Consider the following 18,591-nt stretch of genomic DNA (forward strand, 5'->3'; position numbering starts at 1 on the left):
CCGACTCGGTGTTGCCACGTCCGGTGAGCGCACCTGGCAACCGTTCACCATGGGGGCAGGTGCCAGCGGAATCCCCGGAGATTTGGGTTCACCGCCGCTCTTCGCGCATGGTTGTCGTCACCCAGAACGATGAAGGAAGCCCCCCAACCGAGTCTGTGATCACATCCGGTCACACCTTGGCCACGGCAAGTCACACCTGACGGGCCCGTTCGGACGGACAGTGAAGACGTGGCTCACCTGCCGCCATGAATCTCCCCCATCACGTCCCACGGGCTGATGGCCAGCCACTGGCCGTGCCCCATACCCATACCCCCCAGGAGCCCAGGCCCCCTGAGGCCCCGATTCGTCTTGAACGGAGCCTGAGCGACATCCTGGGGCTTGCCTTTCTGGGGCTGGCGACCATCGGCCTGGCCCTTGTCCCCACGGCAGCAGGGGCGACCAACTGGGAAGCGATCGATCGCCTGCGGCTGCTGTTGAAGCGTTCCGGGGTTCAGGTGGTGCAACGCGACTGCACCCAGCGGGGGCTGCAGGGCCTCTACAGCCACGGCAGCGACACGATCGTGATCTGCAGAGTGCACAGCAACCCCAGGGAGGTCTGGAACACCCTGGCCCATGAGGCCACCCACCGGATGCAGGCCTGCCGCGGCGGTGCCATCACCGATCCGAATTACCACCGCTCCATGGCCGAGGCCCTGGCCAAACGATCACCACAGGATCTGGCTTCCCTGCGGCTCTATCCAGCCCGCCAACGGGCTGGAGAGCTGGAGGCCCGATACACAGCCCAGCTGCCCCCATCGCAGGTGATCCAACTGTTCGAACGCTATTGCGGTTGACGCCTCTCTTCATTGACTCATCAAGCCCGGATTCGACCATGAACGACCTGCTTCTCTCCCTGGCCATGGCAGCCCTGAGTCAGTTCTCCAGCCTTGCTCCAGGCGGATTTGGTGGTGGTTTTGGTGGTGGATTCGGTATTCCCGGACTCAACGACAACGGCAATCGGCCGCAATTTCCGACGACCGTTCCTCGCCGACCGTCCGACCAGCTGGCCAGCCTGGCCGTCGTGCAGTGCCTGTACTCAGATGGCCAACTCGACCGCGTCCAGGCCCGGACTCTGGTCAACCACCAGGCCCAGCGACGGGGCTGGCCAAGGGGATGGGAGTCAGGGATCTCCCCCCGACAAGTCGAGCAGGTGATCAGAAGTGCCGGAGGCTGTGATCCGTTGCTGGCTCAGCTGCGCCGAGGCAGCATCCCCTCTGGTGTCCGGGGCCGCGGCAACGGCATCGCCGTCAGGCCCTATGCGACGCCTCCGGCAAGGGTGCCATCACCAGGGGCCGGGCTCAGCGAACGCGAGGGGTTTGGCCTGGCGCCCTACCGCTGATATCACGACCATCCACTCGGACAACCAACTCGGGGACTCCACCAGCCACGCTGTCCTGAACAATCGACCAGGCCGATCGGGCGCAAGACTGACTGATCAACCCTGACGACTTAGAACCGATGCGTTGGGCTGCCGGCTCCAACCCAAGGCAATGGTTCGGTGAACACTGGGCCGTCGCGGCACTGGCCGTTGGGGCAGCGGCGGGAAGTCTGCTTCCCCTTCAGCCGTTCTTTGGAGCCCGCTGGCAACTGGGATCGATCGCCACCGTCTTCGCCGTGCTGCGGTTCGGTTGGTGGGGCGTTCTGGTGGGTGCCGTTGAGGCACTGGCGGAAACCTGGCAACGGGGTCCCTGGTGCCTTGCTGTTGTCTTGCTGGAAGCGGTATGGCTGAAGCTGTTTCTGGATCGCCTCAACGAAGGCCGCCGCAATGCCGATAACGGCCGCATCATCCTGGCGGATGTCGGCTTCTGGCTTGTAGCCGGCACTCCGATCATTCTGCTGTTCACCGCACTGCTGCCAAACCTGGGCAGCGTCGACGGGCTGACACAGGCGCTGGTGCAAGGCGTGAACAGTGTTGTGAATACCACGATCGGCTTCACGCTCTACCTGGTGATCAAATATCGCTTTCCAGGGAAAATTGTCGTCAAGGGAATCTCCATTCGGGGATTGAGCATCAGCATCGTCTTGCTGGCCATCGCCATCCCCACCTTCGCGGTCAGCTCACTTCTGTCCCGCAATCTTCAGCTATCCCTGCAACAGAGAGAGCAGCACATGCTCAGACTGGTCGCCAATGCGGCGATCACGATGACAGACGCTGAATTTGCCGTCATGAAACGGGCGTTGCCTAATGGAACGGAGCGCATGGAGGTACGCATCCACCAGGGAAATGGTGAAATCCACAGCACAGACACCAAACTGTTCGAGACCCTGACCCGCGACTACGAACCCATTGATCAGCCGATCCTTTCAGTACAGAGTCTGACCTTGAAGATCCCTCGTGATCGTCAACCCTGGAAGCGAAGGCTCGAACAGGGCTACTGGATCTACGACACCACGATTGATCGTCACCTCACAGGCCAAACCTCCACCCAGACCACCGTGGCCTACTCCGCCGCCGAAACGATCCAGGCGCTGCAACGTCAAACCACTCAGACCGTGGGACTGATGGCCTGGGTGATCCTGATCGGGGCGCTGCTGAGCCACTGGCTGGGCCGCAGCCTCGATCAACAGTTCGTGAAGGTGCTGGCCCCGATCTTCCGCCACCAGGCCAGGCAGGGCAGTGGCAAAGCCAGCCTCTACGCGGTACCCAGCCTGGCAACCTCCGTCATCCTGGAGCTCAATGCCATGGTGAAACTGATCAACAGTCGGCTCCTGCGCGTCAACCGGCTCAGCCTGGAGCTGGAAGATATGAATGCCAAGCTCGAGAAATCACGCCAGGAGCTGCATCATCTCAGCACTACTGATCCACTGACCGGATGCTATAACCGTCGAGAACTTGTTCGACGACTGGAAGATGAGATCGCTCGCGCTAATCGTCAAGAAAGCGAGCTGAGCTATCTCTGCTTTGATATCGATTATTTCAAACGCGTTAATGACACCTACGGCCATGCCATGGGCGACGCCGTGCTCCTGAACGTCGCCGATACGATCCGCAGCCGCCTTCGGGCCACCGATTGCTTCTGTCGCAGTGGTGGTGAGGAATTCACGATCCTGCTACCGAATTGCTCCAGCGAAACCGGTCGCAACTACGCCGAACTGCAACGCCTCGGTGTCGCGGAAGCCGTCACCATCCTCGATGGCACGGCAGTGCAGGTGACCATCAGTCTAGGCCTCAGCACCTACAGTCCCGGCCAGGATGATGCCGAGGCCCTGATGGCTCGCGCCGATGCGGCCCTCTATGCCTCCAAGGAGAACGGTCGCAACCAGGTCACGGTGGGTTGACTGGCCACTGCCCTGCCGCGCCGCCAGGATGGGGCACGCGGCACCCCTGCATGACATGGACAACGACGTTCTGCTGCCGGTGCTGGCCGGCTTGGGGCTCATCCTGCTGATCGTGGCGGGGTCGGTGGTGCTGGTCCTGCGGCCAAGCGACACCCCCGACCGCAAGTCCTGAGCGAATGGCCGTGATGTCCAACCACAGCCACAGCCACAGCCACAGCCACGATCCAGGGATATCCGGCGCCAGGGGATCGGCATTCCGCTGGAGCGTGCTGCTGAACAGCGTCCTTTCCGGCCTGCAGATCGTGATCGGTGTCGGCTTCGGATCGCTCGCCCTGATCTCCGATGCGATCCACAATCTCGGCGATGTGGCTGGCCTGCTGCTGGCCTGGGGAGCGGAGCACCTCAGCGACCGCCCGGCCAGCGGCCGCTTCACCTACGGCTTCGGACGCAGCACCCAGCTGGCTGCCTTGGTCAATGCGACGCTGATCCTGATGGCCGCCGCCGTGGTGATCGTCGAGGGGCTGCAACGGCTCCGGGATCCCCAGCCGATCAGCAGCACGCCGGTCATCTGGGCTGCAACAGCGGGAATCCTGGTGAACCTGTTCTCGGCACGCCTGTTCGGCCACGACCACGGCCGGAATCTCAACCGCAAGGCCGCGGTGGTGCATCTGCTCACGGATGCGGCGGTATCGGCGGCGGTGCTGGTCAGCGCTGTGCTGGTGAGCTGCACCGGCTGGGATTGGATCGATCCACTCACCGCGGTCGGTGTTGGCCTGGCCGTGGCCTGGAGCGGCTGGGGGCTGATGCGGGAGGCGGTGCTGGTGAACCTCGATGGCGTACCGCGACCGATTGAGCTGGACCTGGTGCGCCAGACCCTGCAGCAGCTGCCAGGCGTGGAGAAAGCTCACCATGTGCACATCTGGGCAATGAGCACCTCGCGCACCGCCCTTACCGCCCATCTGCGGTGCCGCAACAACGGCGTCAGCGATACCGCGCTGCTGGCACAGGCCCGTGAGCGACTGGCCGAGCTGGGCATCGATCACTCCACTCTGGAACTGGAATGGGTGAAGCCCGGCGAGACACCAGCGTGAATCGCACCCGCACGATTCTGATCAGTGGAGCCAGCCGGGGCATCGGCCTGGCCGTGGCCAAGCGGCTGCATGCCGGCGGTCATCGGCTCAGCCTGGGTGTGCGCAGCCCCGACGCGATGAAGACCGTCTTTGGCACCCGAGGCAGCAACGAGACCCTGATGATCCACCCCTACGAGGCCACCGACCCCGGCGCCGCCCAGGCCTGGGTCACGGCGAGTGTGGAACACTTCGGCGGCCTTGATGCGGTAGTCCACTGCGCTGGTATCTTCTCGCGGGTGGGGGTGGGCTTCGCCAGCGGCGAGGAGCGCGAGATCGCCCACACCCTTGAGGTGAACCTGATGGGACCCTGGTGGCTGAGTCGAGCGGCCTGGCCCCATCTGGTCGCCGGTGGCGATGGCAGGCTGATCGTGCTGGTGTCGATGAGCGGCAAGCGGATCAAGGGCAACCTCGCTGCCTACGGCGCCAGCAAGTTCGCCCTGCTGGGCCTCTGTCAGGCAATGCGCAACGAAGGCTGGGACGCCGGAATCCGGGTCACTGCCCTCTGCCCAAGCTGGGTGAACACCGAGATGGCGGCAGGCGTCAAGACGCTCACGCCCGACGCGATGACCCAGCCGGAGAGTCTTGCCGCCACAGTCGCCCACCTGCTTGATCTGCCCCCGGCTGCAGTGCCGTTCGATTACGCGGTGAGCTGCCAGCTAGAGAGCTGAACTGTGGGGCTGCAGACGGCGGCGCTCCCAGCCCTTCACCAGTCGGTAGATCACCGGCACCACGAACAGGGTCAGCACTGTGGCCACCAGCAGGCCAAAGAACACCACGGTGCCAATGCTGATGCGACTGGCTGAGCCGGCACCACTGGCAAACAGCAACGGCAGAAATCCAGCCAGCGAGGAGATCGCCGTGAGCAGGATCGGTCGCACCCTTGCCAGGGCGGCGCGGTGGATCGCCGCCTGCAGGTCCATTCCTTCAGCCAGCCGTTGGTTGGCGAACTCCACGATCAGAATGCCGTTCTTCGCGGCCAGGCTGACCAGCACCAGCAGGCCCATCTGGCCATAGACATCCAGCGGCAGGCCTCGCAGGGCCAGGCCCAGCACCGCCCCCAGCAAAGCCAGAGGCACGGTGATCAGGATGATGAACGGGTCGGCGAAGTTCTCGTACAGGCCGGCTAACACCAGCACCATCACCACCACCCCCAGGGCGAACACCCGCAGATTTCCTCCGCCTGCCTTGCGCTCCTCCCGTGCCAGTCCAGCCCATTCGAGATCGGTGCTGTTGCCCTGGCTCTTGCCCAGCCTCTCCAGTTCTGCCATCGCCTGGCCCGTGCTCACCCCCGCCTTGGGCAGGGCGCGAATCGAGATGGCACGCGCCAGACGGCTGTGGTTGATCGTGGTGGGTCCGGTGTCCTGTTCGACCCTCACCAGCTGGGCCAGGGGGATGAGCCGTCCGTCGCGGTTGCGCACGCGCAGGGAGAGCACATCGGTCTGATCGCGGCGATGACGACCATCGAGCTGCACAATCACCCGGCGCACCTCGTCGCTCTCGAAGCTGTCGTTGACGTATTCACTGCCGAAGCTGGCACCGAGCGTGTCCACCACATCGGACAACTTCACCCCCAACGACGCCATCTGCAGCCGGTCGGGCACCAGCAGCAAGCGGGGCGAATCGGCGGTGAACCGGGTCGACACCCTCTCGAACAGCCCACTGGCCTGAGCTTCGGCAATGAAGGCCTCAGCCTGCCGCTGGAAATCGCTCAGGCTCAGCTGCCCGCCACTGGTATCGAGCAGTTCCAGCTCCAGGCCGCCCTCGCTGCTGAACCCCCGCACCGTGGGGGCCTCGCTGAGTTGCACCAGACCGTTGCGCACCTGTCCGCGCAGAGCTGCATTAAGACGTTTCACCACGGCGGCGCTGCTCTGATCGGCGGAGCGCCGCTCCTCGATCGGTCGCAGCCGCAGGAACACACTGCCCTTGTTCGGACTGCTGTCTCCGAAGGAGCGACCGGCATAGAAATTCCCGCTGGCCACCAGCGGTTCCGCGGCGATCACCTGACGCACCTGCTCCATCACCTGCTGGGTCTGGGGCAGGGCGGCGCCATCGGGCAGCACCACCGCAGCACGCAACTGGCCGCCATCTTCCTGGGGGATGAAGGCCGTAGGCCGCTGCTGCAGGGCCCACCCGGTGCAGAGCAGACCAACCAGCAGAACGGCCAGCACCGCCCGGGGACGGGCCATGACCCGATCCAGCCAGCGGCCGTAGGGAGCTTCCAGCGCCTCGAGCCAGCGCTGGGGAGGGGTGATCCAGCGGGCCAGCCAGGCGGGCTCACGCCGCTCGGCGTGAAGCAGCCGGCTGGCGGCCACTGGGGTGAAGGTGAGGGCGTTGAAGGTGGAGAACACGATCGCCGCGCTGATCGCAATGGCGATCGGGGCATAGAGGCGACCCAGGCTTCCCGACAGGGTGAGGATCGGCAGGAAGACCACCACCAGCACGAGCGAGGTGGCGATTACGGCCCCACCCAGTTCGTGCATGGCTTCGCGGGCCGCCTGCATCGGCGGGGTGCCGTTCTCGAGCCGTCGGCCGATGTCCTCACTCACCACAATGGCGTCGTCCACCACCAGGCCGGTGGCCAGCACCATGCCGAACAGGCTGAGGGTATTGATCGAGGTGCCGGTTGCCAGCAGCACGCTGAGGGATCCCACCAGGGCCACCGGCACCGCTGCGGCAGTGATCAGAGCCAGGCGGCTGTTGCCCAGGCCGAGCATCAGCACCAGGAAGACCAGCAGCACGGCATCCCGCAGGCTGACCACCGTCTGGTCGATGCTGGCCCGCACGTTGTCGGCTTCATCCACGATCAGCTGCAGCTCCACCCCGGGAGGAAAGCGCGGCCGCAATTCATCGAGAGCGGCATTCACCGCTCGACTCACCTCCATGGCATTGCTGCCGTCGCGCTGAAACACCCCGATCGCCACCACGGCATCGCCGGCCAGGTTGGTGGCGATCGTGTCGTACGACTCACTGCCAAGCTCCACCCGCCCCACCTCGCGCAACTGGGTGATGCCGCCGTTGCCACTGCGGGCCACCACCAGTTGCTCCAACTCGGCGACACTGCGCAGCCGGCCCTCCATGCGCAGAGGCAGGGTGACAAGCTGATCGGCGGGCGATGGTGCTTCTCCGACCTGACCCAGCGTGGCGAGCACGTTCTGGTCTTCGAGAGCGTCGCTGATGTCCTTGATCGTGAGGTTGCGCTCCTCCAGGGCCGCAGGGTCGAGCCAGAGCCGGAAGGCCAGGGAGCTGCCACCGAACAGGGCCACCTCCCCCACGCCGTTCACCCGCTGCAGGCGGTCGCGCACCGTCTGCTCCACCCAGCCACTCAGAAACGCATCGTCGTACTGGCTGCGGTCGGCACTGAAGCTCAGCACCATCAGCAGATCATCGGAGCTGCGGCGCACCTGAACGCCAAGACGCACCACCTGGGCCGGCAACTGCCGCGCCACCACCGTGGCTTCATTCTGAGTGTTGATCTGGTTGATCTCCGGATCACCACCCTCGAACGAGAGAGTGATCAGGCTGCCGTTGGAGGAACTCACCGAGCGGATCGAATCGAGTCGCTCCAGGCCGTTGAGCTGCTTCTCCAGCAGGCTGGTGACCCCCTGTTCCACCACCTCGGGGCCCGCACCGGGATAACTGGCCCTCACGGACACCCGACCCGGCGCGATCGGAGGCAGATTTTCAACCGGCAGGCCCGCCAGGCTGACGAAGCCGATCAGCAGCACCAACAGGCTGCAGACCAGGGTGAGCACCGGGCGGCGCAGGAAGGGATCGGAGACCGACTTCAAGACGGCAGCAGCTCAGGAGGGAAACTCAAGGAAGAGTCAGCAGCGACCGCCTAAGGGAGGAGTGGCTGTTGACGCTGAGATCCTGCCGGAAAGGGCCGTTCAGCGCGAGGGCGTGGGGGTTGGGATGCGAAAACTCAGCCGATGTCGCGCTTCAGAACGACATAGAGGTAATCGGGCGACTTGTAGCGGCTGGGCAGACAGGTATGCAATTGCTCGAGGCGACTCCAGCAGACGGTGCGTTTGATCATTTCAATCGCCTTGCCCTCCTTGAGCAGCAGGCGCATGGCCTTGCAATAGAGGGAATAATTGGCTTCCAGCTCCCCGATGGTGAGAGTCTGAGACACTCCTGTGAGGGGCTTGACGCTGGTCATAGGCCTCCGTGCAACCCAGAGGGTTGAGTGCGGTCATCGACCACCCTACGGGTTGATCGTGGCACCGGGGCGCTTCGGCAACAGTCGCTACCGAGGCCACGGGACAATCGCAACACACGAGGGCGCCCTCCCATCAGGGCACCGAGGCCGTGACTGGCGTCCTGTGCTCGAGCACCGCCAGCTCGGTCTCACCGATGCGGCCCACAGCCCGCAGGGCCGCGGTGATGCGATCGATGTCCAGCACGGCATGGCAACGGACTCCAGCCGCATCAAGCCGCTCGCGGGCGCTGGAATCGGCGACACCGCCGTGGTCGATGAACACGACAACGTCGTCAACGATCAGACCCGAACTTTCAAGCTTGCCGATGCCTTCCAGCACACTACGGCCGGTGATCAGAATGTCGTCGACCAGCAGCACACGATCACCGGGATCGAAATCCCCCTCGATCAAGCGGCGAGCTCCGTGGGCCTTCACTTCCTTGCGGGGATAAATCAGTGGTTTGTGCAGCTGCAGCGACAACCCAGTGGCCGTGGGCAGAGATCCATAGGGAATGCCGGCGATGCGATCAAACGGCAGCCCCTCGATGACCTCGGCATAGGCATGCAGAACCCGGTGAAAGAGATTGGGATCAGAGATGATCTGACGCAGGTCGATGTAGTAATTGAACACGGCCCCCGAAGCCTGCACGTACTCACCGAACAGCAGGCAACCGATATCAAAGAGATCCACGATCAACTCCTCCATCGGATCCACGGCCGCCTCGGGCTGCGGTAACCACAGCTGGCAGGAGCCATCACCGCCGATCGGTCGGGCTTCAAGGCAACGCAACCGCTGTTCCTCGATGCGGAGCTTGAGCTGCTCGGCCCTCGGGCCGATGTCGTCTTCCACCAGCAGGTTCTGGGGCAGCGGCAGCAGCAGGCCATCGGCCGCGGCGGTGAGGCCGGCCTGCAGCAGTGCCTCCAGGCGCTCCTCCTCCCCCCAGAGGCTGCGCAGGATCAGAAACCGCTCCGGCGCCTCCTGGCGCACCCGCGCCAGGATCTCCGGATCACTGGTGCCCACCTCCAGCAGCAACTGCTCCGGCGTCGCCCAGAGTTGGCACTCGCGCACGATGCGCAGATAGAGCGGATTGGTCTCGTCGGGATAGTGCTGCAGCACCCGCGCGGCGGCGTTGGAGCTGTGGCAGGTCACCACCACCGCCCGGGAGGGATGCAGCAGAAACGGGGCGGCGATGTCCTGACCGGCCAGGGGGGAGAGGGTCACGGCGTCGGCCCCCAGATCGCGGAACAGGTAATGCGCCAGGGCCGAGGAGGTGTTGAGATCGCCGTGCTTGGCGTCGATGATCAAGGGGATGCTGAGCGGCACGAGCTCACGCACCTCGCGCAGCAGCTCCAGACCGATCGGACCGAGCGCCTGGTAGAAGCCGAGGCTGGGCTTGTAGGCGCAGACATGGGGGGAGGTGGCCTCGACCACCTCCTTGATCCAGTAGCGGGCCTGACTGAGGAAGGAGCGGCCCGCCATGCCACGGCGCTGCACCCAGTTCTGCAACATCTCCGGGTTGGGGTCCAGCCCGGTCACCAGCAGCGACTGGTTCTCGGCGATGGCTTCGGTGAGGGAAACGAAAAAGCCCACGCGCGGGGGGCGGCATGGATGGGTGCTAAGCCGGCCGCTCTGCAGCAGACACCTGCGTGACACAGGACTTATTGATCCGCACCTGGATGATCCGGGCCATCCAGGTGTGGATCATCCAGCGGCAATCGCGTGGGCCAGAGGGGTCGCCAGACGCCACGGCAGGGTCTCGCCGGCATGGAAGGGCACCAGCTCGATCGCCCGGCCCGCCGCGTCATTGCGGTGCAGCTGCGCCGGAATCGGCTGGGGCACCCGCTCCAGAGTGATCGTGCCCTCGTTGAGGGGCAGGCCGTAGAAGCGGGGACCGAACACCGAGGCGAAGTTCTCGAACCGCTCCAGGGCGTTCTCCTGATCAAACACCTGGGCGTAGCTCTCCAGGGCCCAGGGTGCGTTGAAGATGCCGGCGCAGCCGCAGGACGTCTCCTTGGCGGCGCGACCGTGGGGCGCCGAATCGGTTCCCAGGAAAAAGCGGGGGTCACCGGAGACGGCCGCGGCCCGCAGGGCGAGGCGATGGAGCTCCCGTTTGGCCACCGGCAGGCAGTAGAAATCCGGCCGCAGGCCACCGCTGAACATGGCGTTGCGGTTGATGTGCAGATGGTGCGGTGTGATCGTGGCCGCCAGATTGGCGGGCGTCCCGCGCACGAAATCCACCGCATCCGCGGTGGTGATGTGTTCCAGCACCACCTTCAGAGCGGGATGGCGCTGCAACAGCGGCTGCAGATGGCGCTCGATGAAGACCGCCTCGCGATCAAAGATGTCGATCGAGGCCTCGGTGACCTCGCCATGGATCAGCAGGGGCATGCCGATCCGCTCCATGGTCTCCAGCACCGGCGCGATCGCCGCGGGATCGGTGACTCCCGCCGCCGAATTCGTGGTGGCGTGGGCCGGATAGAGCTTGCAGGCCGTGAACACACCGTCGGCGAAGCCGGCCGCAATCTCTGCCGGATCGATCGTGTCGGTGAGGTAGGCGGTGAGCAGCGGCGTGAACGTGCATCCATCCGGAAGGGCCGCCTGGATGCGTTCGCGGTAGGCCCGGGCCGCCGCCACCGTGGTGATCGGCGGCCGCAGGTTGGGCATCACGATCGCCCGGGCGAACTGCCGCGCCGTGTCGGACACCACGGCCTGCAACATGGCGCCGTCGCGCAGATGCACATGCCAGTCGTCGGGCTGACGGATCGTGAGGCGCTCGACAGCCATGGGCAACGGCAGAACAGGGACAAGCCAGGATTGACCCTAGGCAGCGGCCGCCGCCCGGCCCGATCCAGGCGGCTGAAACACCCCCGGGCCGCCACATTGGAGCCAGCGGCACCGGCAAGGTGACCTACCGGGAGGCGAACGCCCTGATCACAGCCCTGCGGCGCCCAGCGGCCTACGACCATCCCGTGGGCCGGATCGTCCTGCTGGAGACCCACATCTCCTGGGTGCTGCTCAGCGGGCCCTACGCCTACAAGATCAAGAAACCGGTGAGCTTCGGCTTCGTCGATTTCTCCACCCTGGAGCTCCGCCGCCAGTTCTGCGCCGAGGAGCTTCGGCTCAACCAACGGCTCGCGCCCGATCTCTACCTGGACGTGGTGCCGATTCTCGGCCCGGTGGGGCAGGCCCGCTTCGGCCCGCCCGAGGCCCTGATGGGGCCAAGCGACGCTCCCCTCGAAGACGAGCTCGACGCGATGATCGATGTGGCCGTGCGGATGCGCCAGTTCGATCAGGACGACCTGCTGCCGGCCGCCCTGAAACGGGGTGCCATCAATGGCGGGATGATCGATCGGCTGGCCCACGATCTGGCCTGCTTTCAGGCCCGGGCCGCCATCGCCGCTCCGTCAGGCCCCTACGGCAGCTTCGAGGCGGTGGTGGCGCCGGCGGACGCCAACATCGCGGCGCTGATGGCGGTGGAGGTCCTGATCCCCCGATTGCGGCCCCTGCAGGACTGGAGCCGCACCACCCTGGCCGCCCTGGCGCCGCTGCTGCCCGCCCGCCGCCAGGCGGAGCGGATCCGTGAAGGCCACGGCGATCTGCACCTCGGCAACATGGCCCTGCTGGGCGGGCGGATCACCGTGTTCGACGCCCTCGAGTTCAACCCGGCCCTGCGTTGGATCGACGTGATCAGCGATCTGGCCTTCCTGGTGATGGATCTGCACCAGAGCGGCCATGCGGGCCTGGGCTGGCGGCTTCTCAACCGCTGGCTGGAGAGCAGCGGCGACTACGAAGGCCTGCGGCTCTGGCGCTGGTATGAGGCCTACCGCGCCCTGGTGCGGGCCAAGGTGGCGGTGCTGCGCGCCACGCAGCAGGGCCTGTCCCCCCTTGGAGACCCGTCCACAGCGGCCAGCGTGGAGCGTTATCTGGCGTTGGCGGAGGGATTGATGCGGCCGACTCCGCAGGCACTGGTGCTCACCCACGGGGTGTCGGGATCCGGCAAATCCCACCACAGCCTGCAGGTCTGCGAACGGCTGGGGGCGATCCGCATCCGTTCCGACGTGGAACGCAAACGGCTGGCGGGCCTGTGGGGAGAGCCCCGCCAGCGGCACCCCCAGGCCAGCGGCCCCCTGTACGGAGCCGCCATGTCTGACCTGCTGTTCGAGCAGCGCCTGCCACAGCTGGCCGAAGCGGTGCTGGCTGGTGGGTTCACACCGATCGTGGATGCCACCTTCCTGCGGCGACGTCAGCGGCAGGCCTGGGCGGAGCGGGCGCGGCGCTGGGGCGTGCCCCTGGTGATCCTGGAGTTCAGCGCCCCTGCCGCGCTGGTGCTGCAACGGATCGCCGAGCGAGGCCGCCGGGGGGACGATCCCTCCGACGCCGACGCGGCGGTGGTACGGCAGCAGTGGCACACGCTCGAATCGCTGGATTCCGACGAGCGGGCCCAGGCTGTGCAGGTCGACGCAACGGCCGACCCGGAATGCACCACCGCCGCCTTGAGGCAACGCCTCAGGGTCTGAAGCGACCGGCAGCGCCTCCGGACATCACGCCGGCGGGCATCACGCCTCAGGCCAGCCCAGTTCAGGCCAGAACCGCGATGCAATCGATCTCCACCCGCGCGTCCTTGGGCAGGGCCGCAACTTGCACGCAGGCCCGCGCCGGGGAGATGCCGGCGCCGAACACCTCGGCGTAGAGGGCGTTGACGCGGGCGAAATCCCCCAGATCCACCAGGAAGACCGTGGTGCGCACCACCTGCTGGGACGTGCAGCCGGCGGCGGCCAGCACCGCCTGCAGGTTGGTCAGCACCTGGCGGGTCTCGGCTTCCACGTCGCCGTCGCCCACCATGGCGCCGGTGGCCGGATCGAGGGCGATCTGGCCGGAGCAATAGAGCACACCGCCCGCCTTCACAGCCTGGTTGTAGGGACCCACCGGGGCCGGTGCGTCGCTGGTGATCACGGCTTCCAGCTGCGGGGCACCACTGGGGGAGGACGCGCTCATGGCCCGGGGACCGTTGGGAGAAGATGACGGCTGAGACTATGGCCCTTCCCGGCCCCGGCCCCATGGCCAGCGACCTCGACTCCCTGATGCCTCCCGATCTGCCGCGGCGCCAGCACGTGCGGATCGAGGGGCTGTGGCACCGCTATCCCGGCACCGACCCTGAAGCCTGGACGCTGCGGGGCATCGATCTCAGCCTGGCCCAGGGTGAGCTGGTGGGCCTGCTGGGCCCCTCCGGCTGCGGCAAGACCACCCTGCTGCGGCTGATCGCCGGTTTCGAGCACCCCAGCCGCGGCAGCGTGGCGATCGACGGCCGGGTGGTGGCGGGGCCGAACCGCTGGCTGGAACCGGAGCGCCGTGGCGTCGGCATGGTGTTCCAGGACTATGCCCTGTTCCCCCATCTCGATGCCTGGCGCAATGCCTGCTTCGGCTTGCGGCGCGGCCAGGACAGCAGCCGAGCGGCCTGGCTGCTGGAACTGCTCGGGCTCAAGGGGCTGGAGGAGCGGTATCCCCACGAGCTCTCGGGAGGCCAGCGCCAGCGCCTGGCCCTGGCCCGTGCCCTGGCGCCAGGGCCCTCAGTGGTGCTGCTGGACGAACCCTTCTCCAACCTGGACGTGGAGGTGCGCCTGCGGCTGCGCAGCGAACTGCCGGCGGTGCTCAGCCGCTGCGGCGCCAGTGGCCTGATCGTGACCCACGACCCGGAAGAGGCCCTGGCGATCTGTGATCGGGTGGCGGTGCTGCGCAACGGCAACCTCGATCAGTGCGCCAGCCCGCGGGATCTGGTGCAGCGGCCTGCCACACCCTTCGTGGGCCGCTTTGTGCTGCAGGGCAACCTGGTGCCGGCCCGGCGGCAGGGCGACCATCTCGACACGGCCCTGGGCCGGCTGGCTCCCCTCGACGGCCAGCATCTCCAGCCCTCCCAGGACGAGGTGCTCGAAGCCCTGATCAGCCCGGAGGCGATCAGCCTCGAAGCCGACGGGGAGGGTGACGCCTGGGTGATGGGCCGCGAGTTCCTGGGCCGCGACTGGCTGTATCAGGTGCAGCAGGGCTCGGGTGCGGCGGCGGTGCAACTGCGGCTGCGGCTGCCTCTGGAGCAGGAACATCCTCGCGGGCAACGCTGCCGCCTGCGCCTGCGCCGCGGTGAATCGGCGCTGTTGTTTCCGGAGCGGCAGGCACTGGTGGCGCTCTGAGCAGCGCCCGCCAGCCCCCTCAGCCGCGCCAGTGATCCTTGCGGCCGCGGCGCTCGCCCAGCTGCTCGGCCGTGGTGGCCCGCACCATCAGGTTGGTGGCCCGCTCCAGCGCGATCGTGCTGGGAATGGTGGGGATCCCGTGGCGGCGGTCGTTCTGCACCTGGGCGAGCCGGGCGGCGATCGCCGCATCGCCGGGCTGCTCGGCCGCGGCCCAGCGCAGGTTGTCTTCGGTGTATTCGTGGGCGCACCAGACCCGGGTGGCGGCAGGCAGGGCCGCCAGGCTCTGGAGGGAGGCATGCATCTGGGCTGGTGTGCCCTCGAACAGTCGCCCGCAGCCGCCGGCAAACAGGGTGTCACCGCAGAACAGGTGGCCGCCGACCGGATCGCCCTGCTCTTCCTTCGGCAGGTGAAAGGCGAGATGGCAGCGGGTATGACCGGGAACCTCCAGCACCTGAACCGTTGTTCCCAGCAGCTCGAAGCGGTCGCCACCGCGCACGCCGCGGGTCTGGAAGGGAATCCGGGAGCGATCGGCGGCGGAAGCAATCACGGCCGCCTGCGGCCAGCGCCGCAGCAACGCCGGTGTGCCACCGATGTGATCACTGTGATGGTGGGTCTGGAGCACCGCCACCAGCTCCAGCCCCTGGCCCTCCAGGGCGGCAATCACCGGCTCGGCCACGGCCGGATCCACCACCGCCGCCTCGTTGCCACGGCGCAGCAGAAACACGTAGTTGTCCTGCAGCACCGGCAGCAGCGAGACCTCGAGAGCAGGCGCTGGAAGGTGCGGTGGGGTCTCCAGTCCCGGCGTGGTCAGTCCCATCGTTAAAGTCCGGCTGCGGCTCGGTCCCATGATCACCGCTGCATGATCTGCGCCGCAGCGCTGGCTGCGCGCCCCCCGCCGAGCCCGCCATGATCACCGTCGCCCTGGCCAAAGGAGCTCTGCTCAAGCATTCGGTGCGGCGCTTCGCAGCGGCCGGTCTCGATTTTTCGTCGTTGCTCGATCCCGACAACCGCCAGCTGATGGTGGCGAGCAGCTGTGGCCGCGCCCGCGCCCTGTTGGTGCGCAATGGCGATGTGCCGGTGTATGTGGCCTACGGCCAGGCCCAGCTGGGTGTGGTGGGGTACGACGTGCTGCGCGAGCACCAACTGCCGGTGGCCCAGCTGGTGGATCTCGGCTTCGGCGGCTGCCGCATGGCAGTGGCGGTCAAAGCCGCGAGCGGCTACACCCGGGCGGCGGATCTGCCGGCCCACTGCCGCATCGCCAGCAAGTTCACCCGGTGCGCGGAAGACTTCTTCGCAGCCCTGGATCTGCCGGTGGAGGTGATCCACCTCACCGGATCGGTGGAGCTGGGGCCGATCACCGGCATCTCCGAGGCGATCGTCGATCTGGTGGCCACCGGCCGCACCCTGCAGGACAACGGTCTGGTGGCGATCGAAGATCTGTTCCACAGCACCGCCCGTCTGATCGGCCATCCCCTCGCGCTGCGGCTCGATGGCGGCGAGCTCCAGACCCTGATCGACCGGATCGCCAGCGTGGGACAACCCGCCAGCCGGTCGCCGCAGCCGGCCCTGGCGCAGGCCGGCTGATGGCCAGCCTCGATCGCCAGCGTCTGCTTCGTCTGATTCCCTACCTGGGCCGGGATCGGCGCCGACTGCTGCTCACCCTGCTGCTGCTGATCCCCCTGGCCCTGTCGGCCGCCGTGCAACCTCTGCTGGTGGGCCAGGCGATCGCCGTTCTGCGGGGCGAACCCACCATGGCCTGGCTGCAGGGCCAGCCGGTCCCCGCTGCCCTGCGGTGGCTCGTGCTGCTGCTGCTGGCGGCGGTGGCGGTGCGGCTCTCCCTGCAGAGCGCCCAGAGCTACAACGTGCAGGCGATCGGCCAGCGGCTCACGGCCCGCATCCGTGACGATCTCTTCCGTCACGCCCTGGCCCTGTCGCTGCGGTTCCACGACAGAACGCCGGTGGGCAAGCTGCTGACCCGGCTGACCAGCGACGTCGATGCCCTGGCGGAGGTGTTCGGCAGCGGTGCCTTCGGGGTGCTGGCCGATCTGGTGACGCTTCTGGTGATCGCGATCACGATGATCTCGATCGAATGGCGCCTCGGCCTGCTGCTGCTGCTCAGCCAGGTGCCCGTAACCCTGGGCATCCTCTGGCTGCAGGGCCGCTACCGCACGGCCAACTACCGGGTGCGGGAGGAGCTGGGCCAGCTCAACGCCGATCTGCAGGAAAACATGCAGGGGCTGGAGGTGGTGCAGATGTTCCGCCGCGAGGCCTACAACAGCGCCCGCTTCGCCCGCACCACCGACGCCTACCGCAAGGCCGTGACCGGCACGATCCTGTTCGACAGCTCGATCTCCGCCTTCATCGAATGGGTGGCCCTCTCCGCCGTGGCGGTGGTGCTGGCGCTTGGGGGCTGGATGGTGACCAGCGGCAGCATGGGCCTGGGGGTGCTCACCACCTTCATCCTGTTCTCTCAGCGGCTGTTCGATCCCCTGCGCCAGCTGGCCGAGCGCTTCACCCAGATTCAGGGTGGCCTCACGGCCGTTGAGCGGATCGGTGAGTTGCTGGAGCAACCGATCGAGATCGGCGACCTCCCGGAGGAGCAACGCAGTGCTGCCGCCATCCGGAGCGGCGCCCTGCGGGCCAGTGCCGGCGAGGTCGTATTCGAGAACGTCTCCTTCGCCTACCGCAGCGACGACCCGATCCTCGAGGATCTCAGCTTCCGGATCGCCCCCGGCGAGCATGTGGCCCTTGTGGGACCCACCGGCTCCGGCAAGTCAACCGTGATTCGCCTGCTCTGCCGCCTCTATGAGCCCCAGCGAGGCCGCATCCTGCTCGACGGCATCGACATCCGTCAGCTGCCCATCCCCACCTTGCGCCAGCGGCTTGGGGTCGTGCTGCAGGACACCTTCCTGTTCAGCGGCAACGTGGCCGACAATCTCCGGCTCGATGCTGCCATCGACAACGCCCGACTCAAACAGCTCTGCCACGACCTGGGTCTCGATCCGCTGCTGCGTCGCCTGCCGGATGGTCTCCAGACCGAGCTGCGCGAGCGGGGCGCCAATCTCTCCTCGGGCGAGCGCCAGCTGCTGGCGGTGGCTCGGGTGGCGATTCGCGATCCGTCCGTGCTGGTGATGGATGAAGCCACCGCCTTCCTCGACCCCTCCACCGAGGCCACCCTGCAGCGGGACCTGGAATCGCTGTTGCAGGAGCGCACGGCCATTGTGATCGCCCACCGCCTGGCCACGGTCGAGGCAGCCGATCGCATCCTGGTGCTGCGCAAGGGCCGGCTGATCGAGCAGGGCAACCACCGCGATCTTCGGGAAGCCGGTGGCCTCTACGCCCAGCTGGCCGACCTCCAGGAGAAAGGGCTGGCCAGGCTCTGAGCTTCGGCCTTCAGTGGCGCCCCACAGGCTCGGGGCTTGGGGCGATCGGATCGCTGGCCAGCTCAGGGGTTACGAAGCCGATTCCTTCCTCCTCCAACCAGCTGCGCATCAGAGCCGCCAGCTCAACCGGCCGCTGCCGCATCGGCAGATGGCCCGCCCCCGTCATCTCCTCAAACCGGTGATGGCGGGTGTATCCAGCTAAATGGCGCACATAGCGCGGTGCCATCACGCCGTCGTTGCTGCCGCTGATCCAGAGGCTGGGAACCACCAGCTCGGCGGTCAGCGCCGGCAGTTGCCGCACCGCCGCGCGGCTGGTGCTGCAGGCCAGCAGGCCACGGGCCGCCCGCGCATCCGCCAGCAGTGGCGCCGCAATCGAGGC

Annotated in this window: 16 protein-coding genes; 9 read left to right on the plus strand and 7 right to left on the minus strand. The window is 66.8% G+C overall.

Annotation, left to right across the window (positions count from 1 at the left end; all coding sequences use genetic code 11):
* Positions 1 to 245 precede the first annotated feature (245 nt).
* The 5 genes from VB716_RS16920 to VB716_RS16940 all read left to right on the plus strand — a co-directional run bounded on the left by VB716_RS16920 (position 246) and on the right by VB716_RS16940 (position 5,116).
* Positions 246 to 833: a hypothetical protein gene (locus tag VB716_RS16920; RefSeq protein ID WP_231597977.1), complete on the plus strand. Its 588-nt coding sequence runs from the start codon at positions 246 to 248 to the stop codon at positions 831 to 833.
* A 38-nt stretch (positions 834 to 871) separates the two neighbouring features.
* Positions 872 to 1,378: a hypothetical protein gene (locus VB716_RS16925; protein ID WP_197156559.1), complete on the plus strand. Its 507-nt coding sequence runs from the start codon at positions 872 to 874 to the stop codon at positions 1,376 to 1,378.
* A gap of 119 nt (positions 1,379 to 1,497) precedes the next feature.
* Positions 1,498 to 3,318, plus strand: coding sequence for a GGDEF domain-containing protein (locus VB716_RS16930; RefSeq protein WP_323248759.1), 1,821 nt, complete (start codon positions 1,498 to 1,500; stop codon positions 3,316 to 3,318).
* A 185-nt stretch (positions 3,319 to 3,503) separates the two neighbouring features.
* Positions 3,504 to 4,409, plus strand: a complete 906-nt coding sequence (locus VB716_RS16935) for a cation diffusion facilitator family transporter (protein ID WP_323271099.1) — start codon at positions 3,504 to 3,506, stop codon at positions 4,407 to 4,409.
* Positions 4,406 to 5,116 (plus strand): SDR family NAD(P)-dependent oxidoreductase, encoded by a 711-nt coding sequence (locus VB716_RS16940; protein ID WP_323271100.1) that lies wholly within the window; start codon positions 4,406 to 4,408, stop codon positions 5,114 to 5,116. Before VB716_RS16935 ends, VB716_RS16940 begins: the two co-directional genes overlap by 4 nt.
* On the opposite strand, the gene VB716_RS16945 is transcribed toward VB716_RS16940, so the two are convergent.
* The 4 genes from VB716_RS16945 to pyrC all read right to left on the minus strand — a co-directional run bounded on the left by VB716_RS16945 (position 5,105) and on the right by pyrC (position 11,431).
* Positions 5,105 to 8,236, minus strand: a complete 3,132-nt coding sequence (locus VB716_RS16945) for an efflux RND transporter permease subunit (protein WP_323271101.1) — start codon at positions 8,234 to 8,236, stop codon at positions 5,105 to 5,107. The two genes, VB716_RS16940 and VB716_RS16945, sit on opposite strands and share 12 nt — an antisense overlap.
* A gap of 134 nt (positions 8,237 to 8,370) precedes the next feature.
* A complete protein-coding gene (locus tag VB716_RS16950; RefSeq protein WP_197156567.1) occupies positions 8,371 to 8,607 on the minus strand; it encodes a DUF3136 domain-containing protein in 237 nt (78 codons plus the stop codon).
* Between the two features lie 133 nt (positions 8,608 to 8,740).
* A complete protein-coding gene (locus VB716_RS16955) occupies positions 8,741 to 10,237 on the minus strand; it encodes a bifunctional orotidine-5'-phosphate decarboxylase/orotate phosphoribosyltransferase (RefSeq protein WP_323271102.1) in 1,497 nt (498 codons plus the stop codon).
* Positions 10,238 to 10,348: 111 nt separating this feature from the next.
* Complete coding sequence (gene pyrC / locus VB716_RS16960) at positions 10,349 to 11,431, minus strand: dihydroorotase (protein WP_323271104.1); 1,083 nt, start codon at positions 11,429 to 11,431, stop codon at positions 10,349 to 10,351.
* 119 nt (positions 11,432 to 11,550) lie between these two features.
* Here pyrC and VB716_RS16965 point away from each other — a divergent pair, with 119 nt between their 5' ends.
* Entirely contained in the window at positions 11,551 to 13,164 is a 1,614-nt protein-coding gene (locus VB716_RS16965; RefSeq protein ID WP_323271105.1) for an AAA family ATPase, read from the plus strand.
* A 61-nt stretch (positions 13,165 to 13,225) separates the two neighbouring features.
* On the opposite strand, the gene VB716_RS16970 is transcribed toward VB716_RS16965, so the two are convergent.
* Complete coding sequence (locus VB716_RS16970) at positions 13,226 to 13,642, minus strand: Rid family detoxifying hydrolase (RefSeq protein WP_323248747.1); 417 nt, start codon at positions 13,640 to 13,642, stop codon at positions 13,226 to 13,228.
* 62 nt (positions 13,643 to 13,704) lie between these two features.
* On the opposite strand from VB716_RS16970, the gene VB716_RS16975 reads away from it, so the two are divergent.
* Positions 13,705 to 14,829: an ABC transporter ATP-binding protein gene (locus tag VB716_RS16975; RefSeq protein ID WP_323271107.1), complete on the plus strand. Its 1,125-nt coding sequence runs from the start codon at positions 13,705 to 13,707 to the stop codon at positions 14,827 to 14,829.
* A 19-nt stretch (positions 14,830 to 14,848) separates the two neighbouring features.
* On the opposite strand, the gene gloB is transcribed toward VB716_RS16975, so the two are convergent.
* Positions 14,849 to 15,646 carry a hydroxyacylglutathione hydrolase gene (gloB, locus tag VB716_RS16980; protein ID WP_197159359.1) on the minus strand — a complete coding sequence of 266 codons (798 nt, stop codon included), beginning with the start codon at positions 15,644 to 15,646 and terminating at the stop codon, positions 14,849 to 14,851.
* A gap of 89 nt (positions 15,647 to 15,735) precedes the next feature.
* Between gloB and hisG the strand changes: the two genes are divergently transcribed.
* Together hisG and VB716_RS16990 are read left to right on the plus strand one after the other, a co-directional pair.
* Positions 15,736 to 16,413: an ATP phosphoribosyltransferase gene (hisG, locus tag VB716_RS16985; protein ID WP_322758504.1), complete on the plus strand. Its 678-nt coding sequence runs from the start codon at positions 15,736 to 15,738 to the stop codon at positions 16,411 to 16,413.
* Positions 16,413 to 18,212, plus strand: a complete 1,800-nt coding sequence (locus tag VB716_RS16990) for an ABC transporter ATP-binding protein (RefSeq protein WP_197156574.1) — start codon at positions 16,413 to 16,415, stop codon at positions 18,210 to 18,212. Before hisG ends, VB716_RS16990 begins: the two co-directional genes overlap by 1 nt.
* Before the next feature lie 10 nt (positions 18,213 to 18,222).
* Here the strand turns inward: VB716_RS16990 and VB716_RS16995 are convergent.
* The coding region (locus VB716_RS16995; protein WP_323271109.1) for an alpha/beta hydrolase at positions 18,223 to 18,591 on the minus strand (369 nt) is incomplete at its 5' end.

It is taken from the genome of Synechococcus sp. CCY9201, assembly GCF_034931105.1.
Lineage (GTDB): Bacteria > Cyanobacteriota > Cyanobacteriia > PCC-6307 > Cyanobiaceae > CBW1002.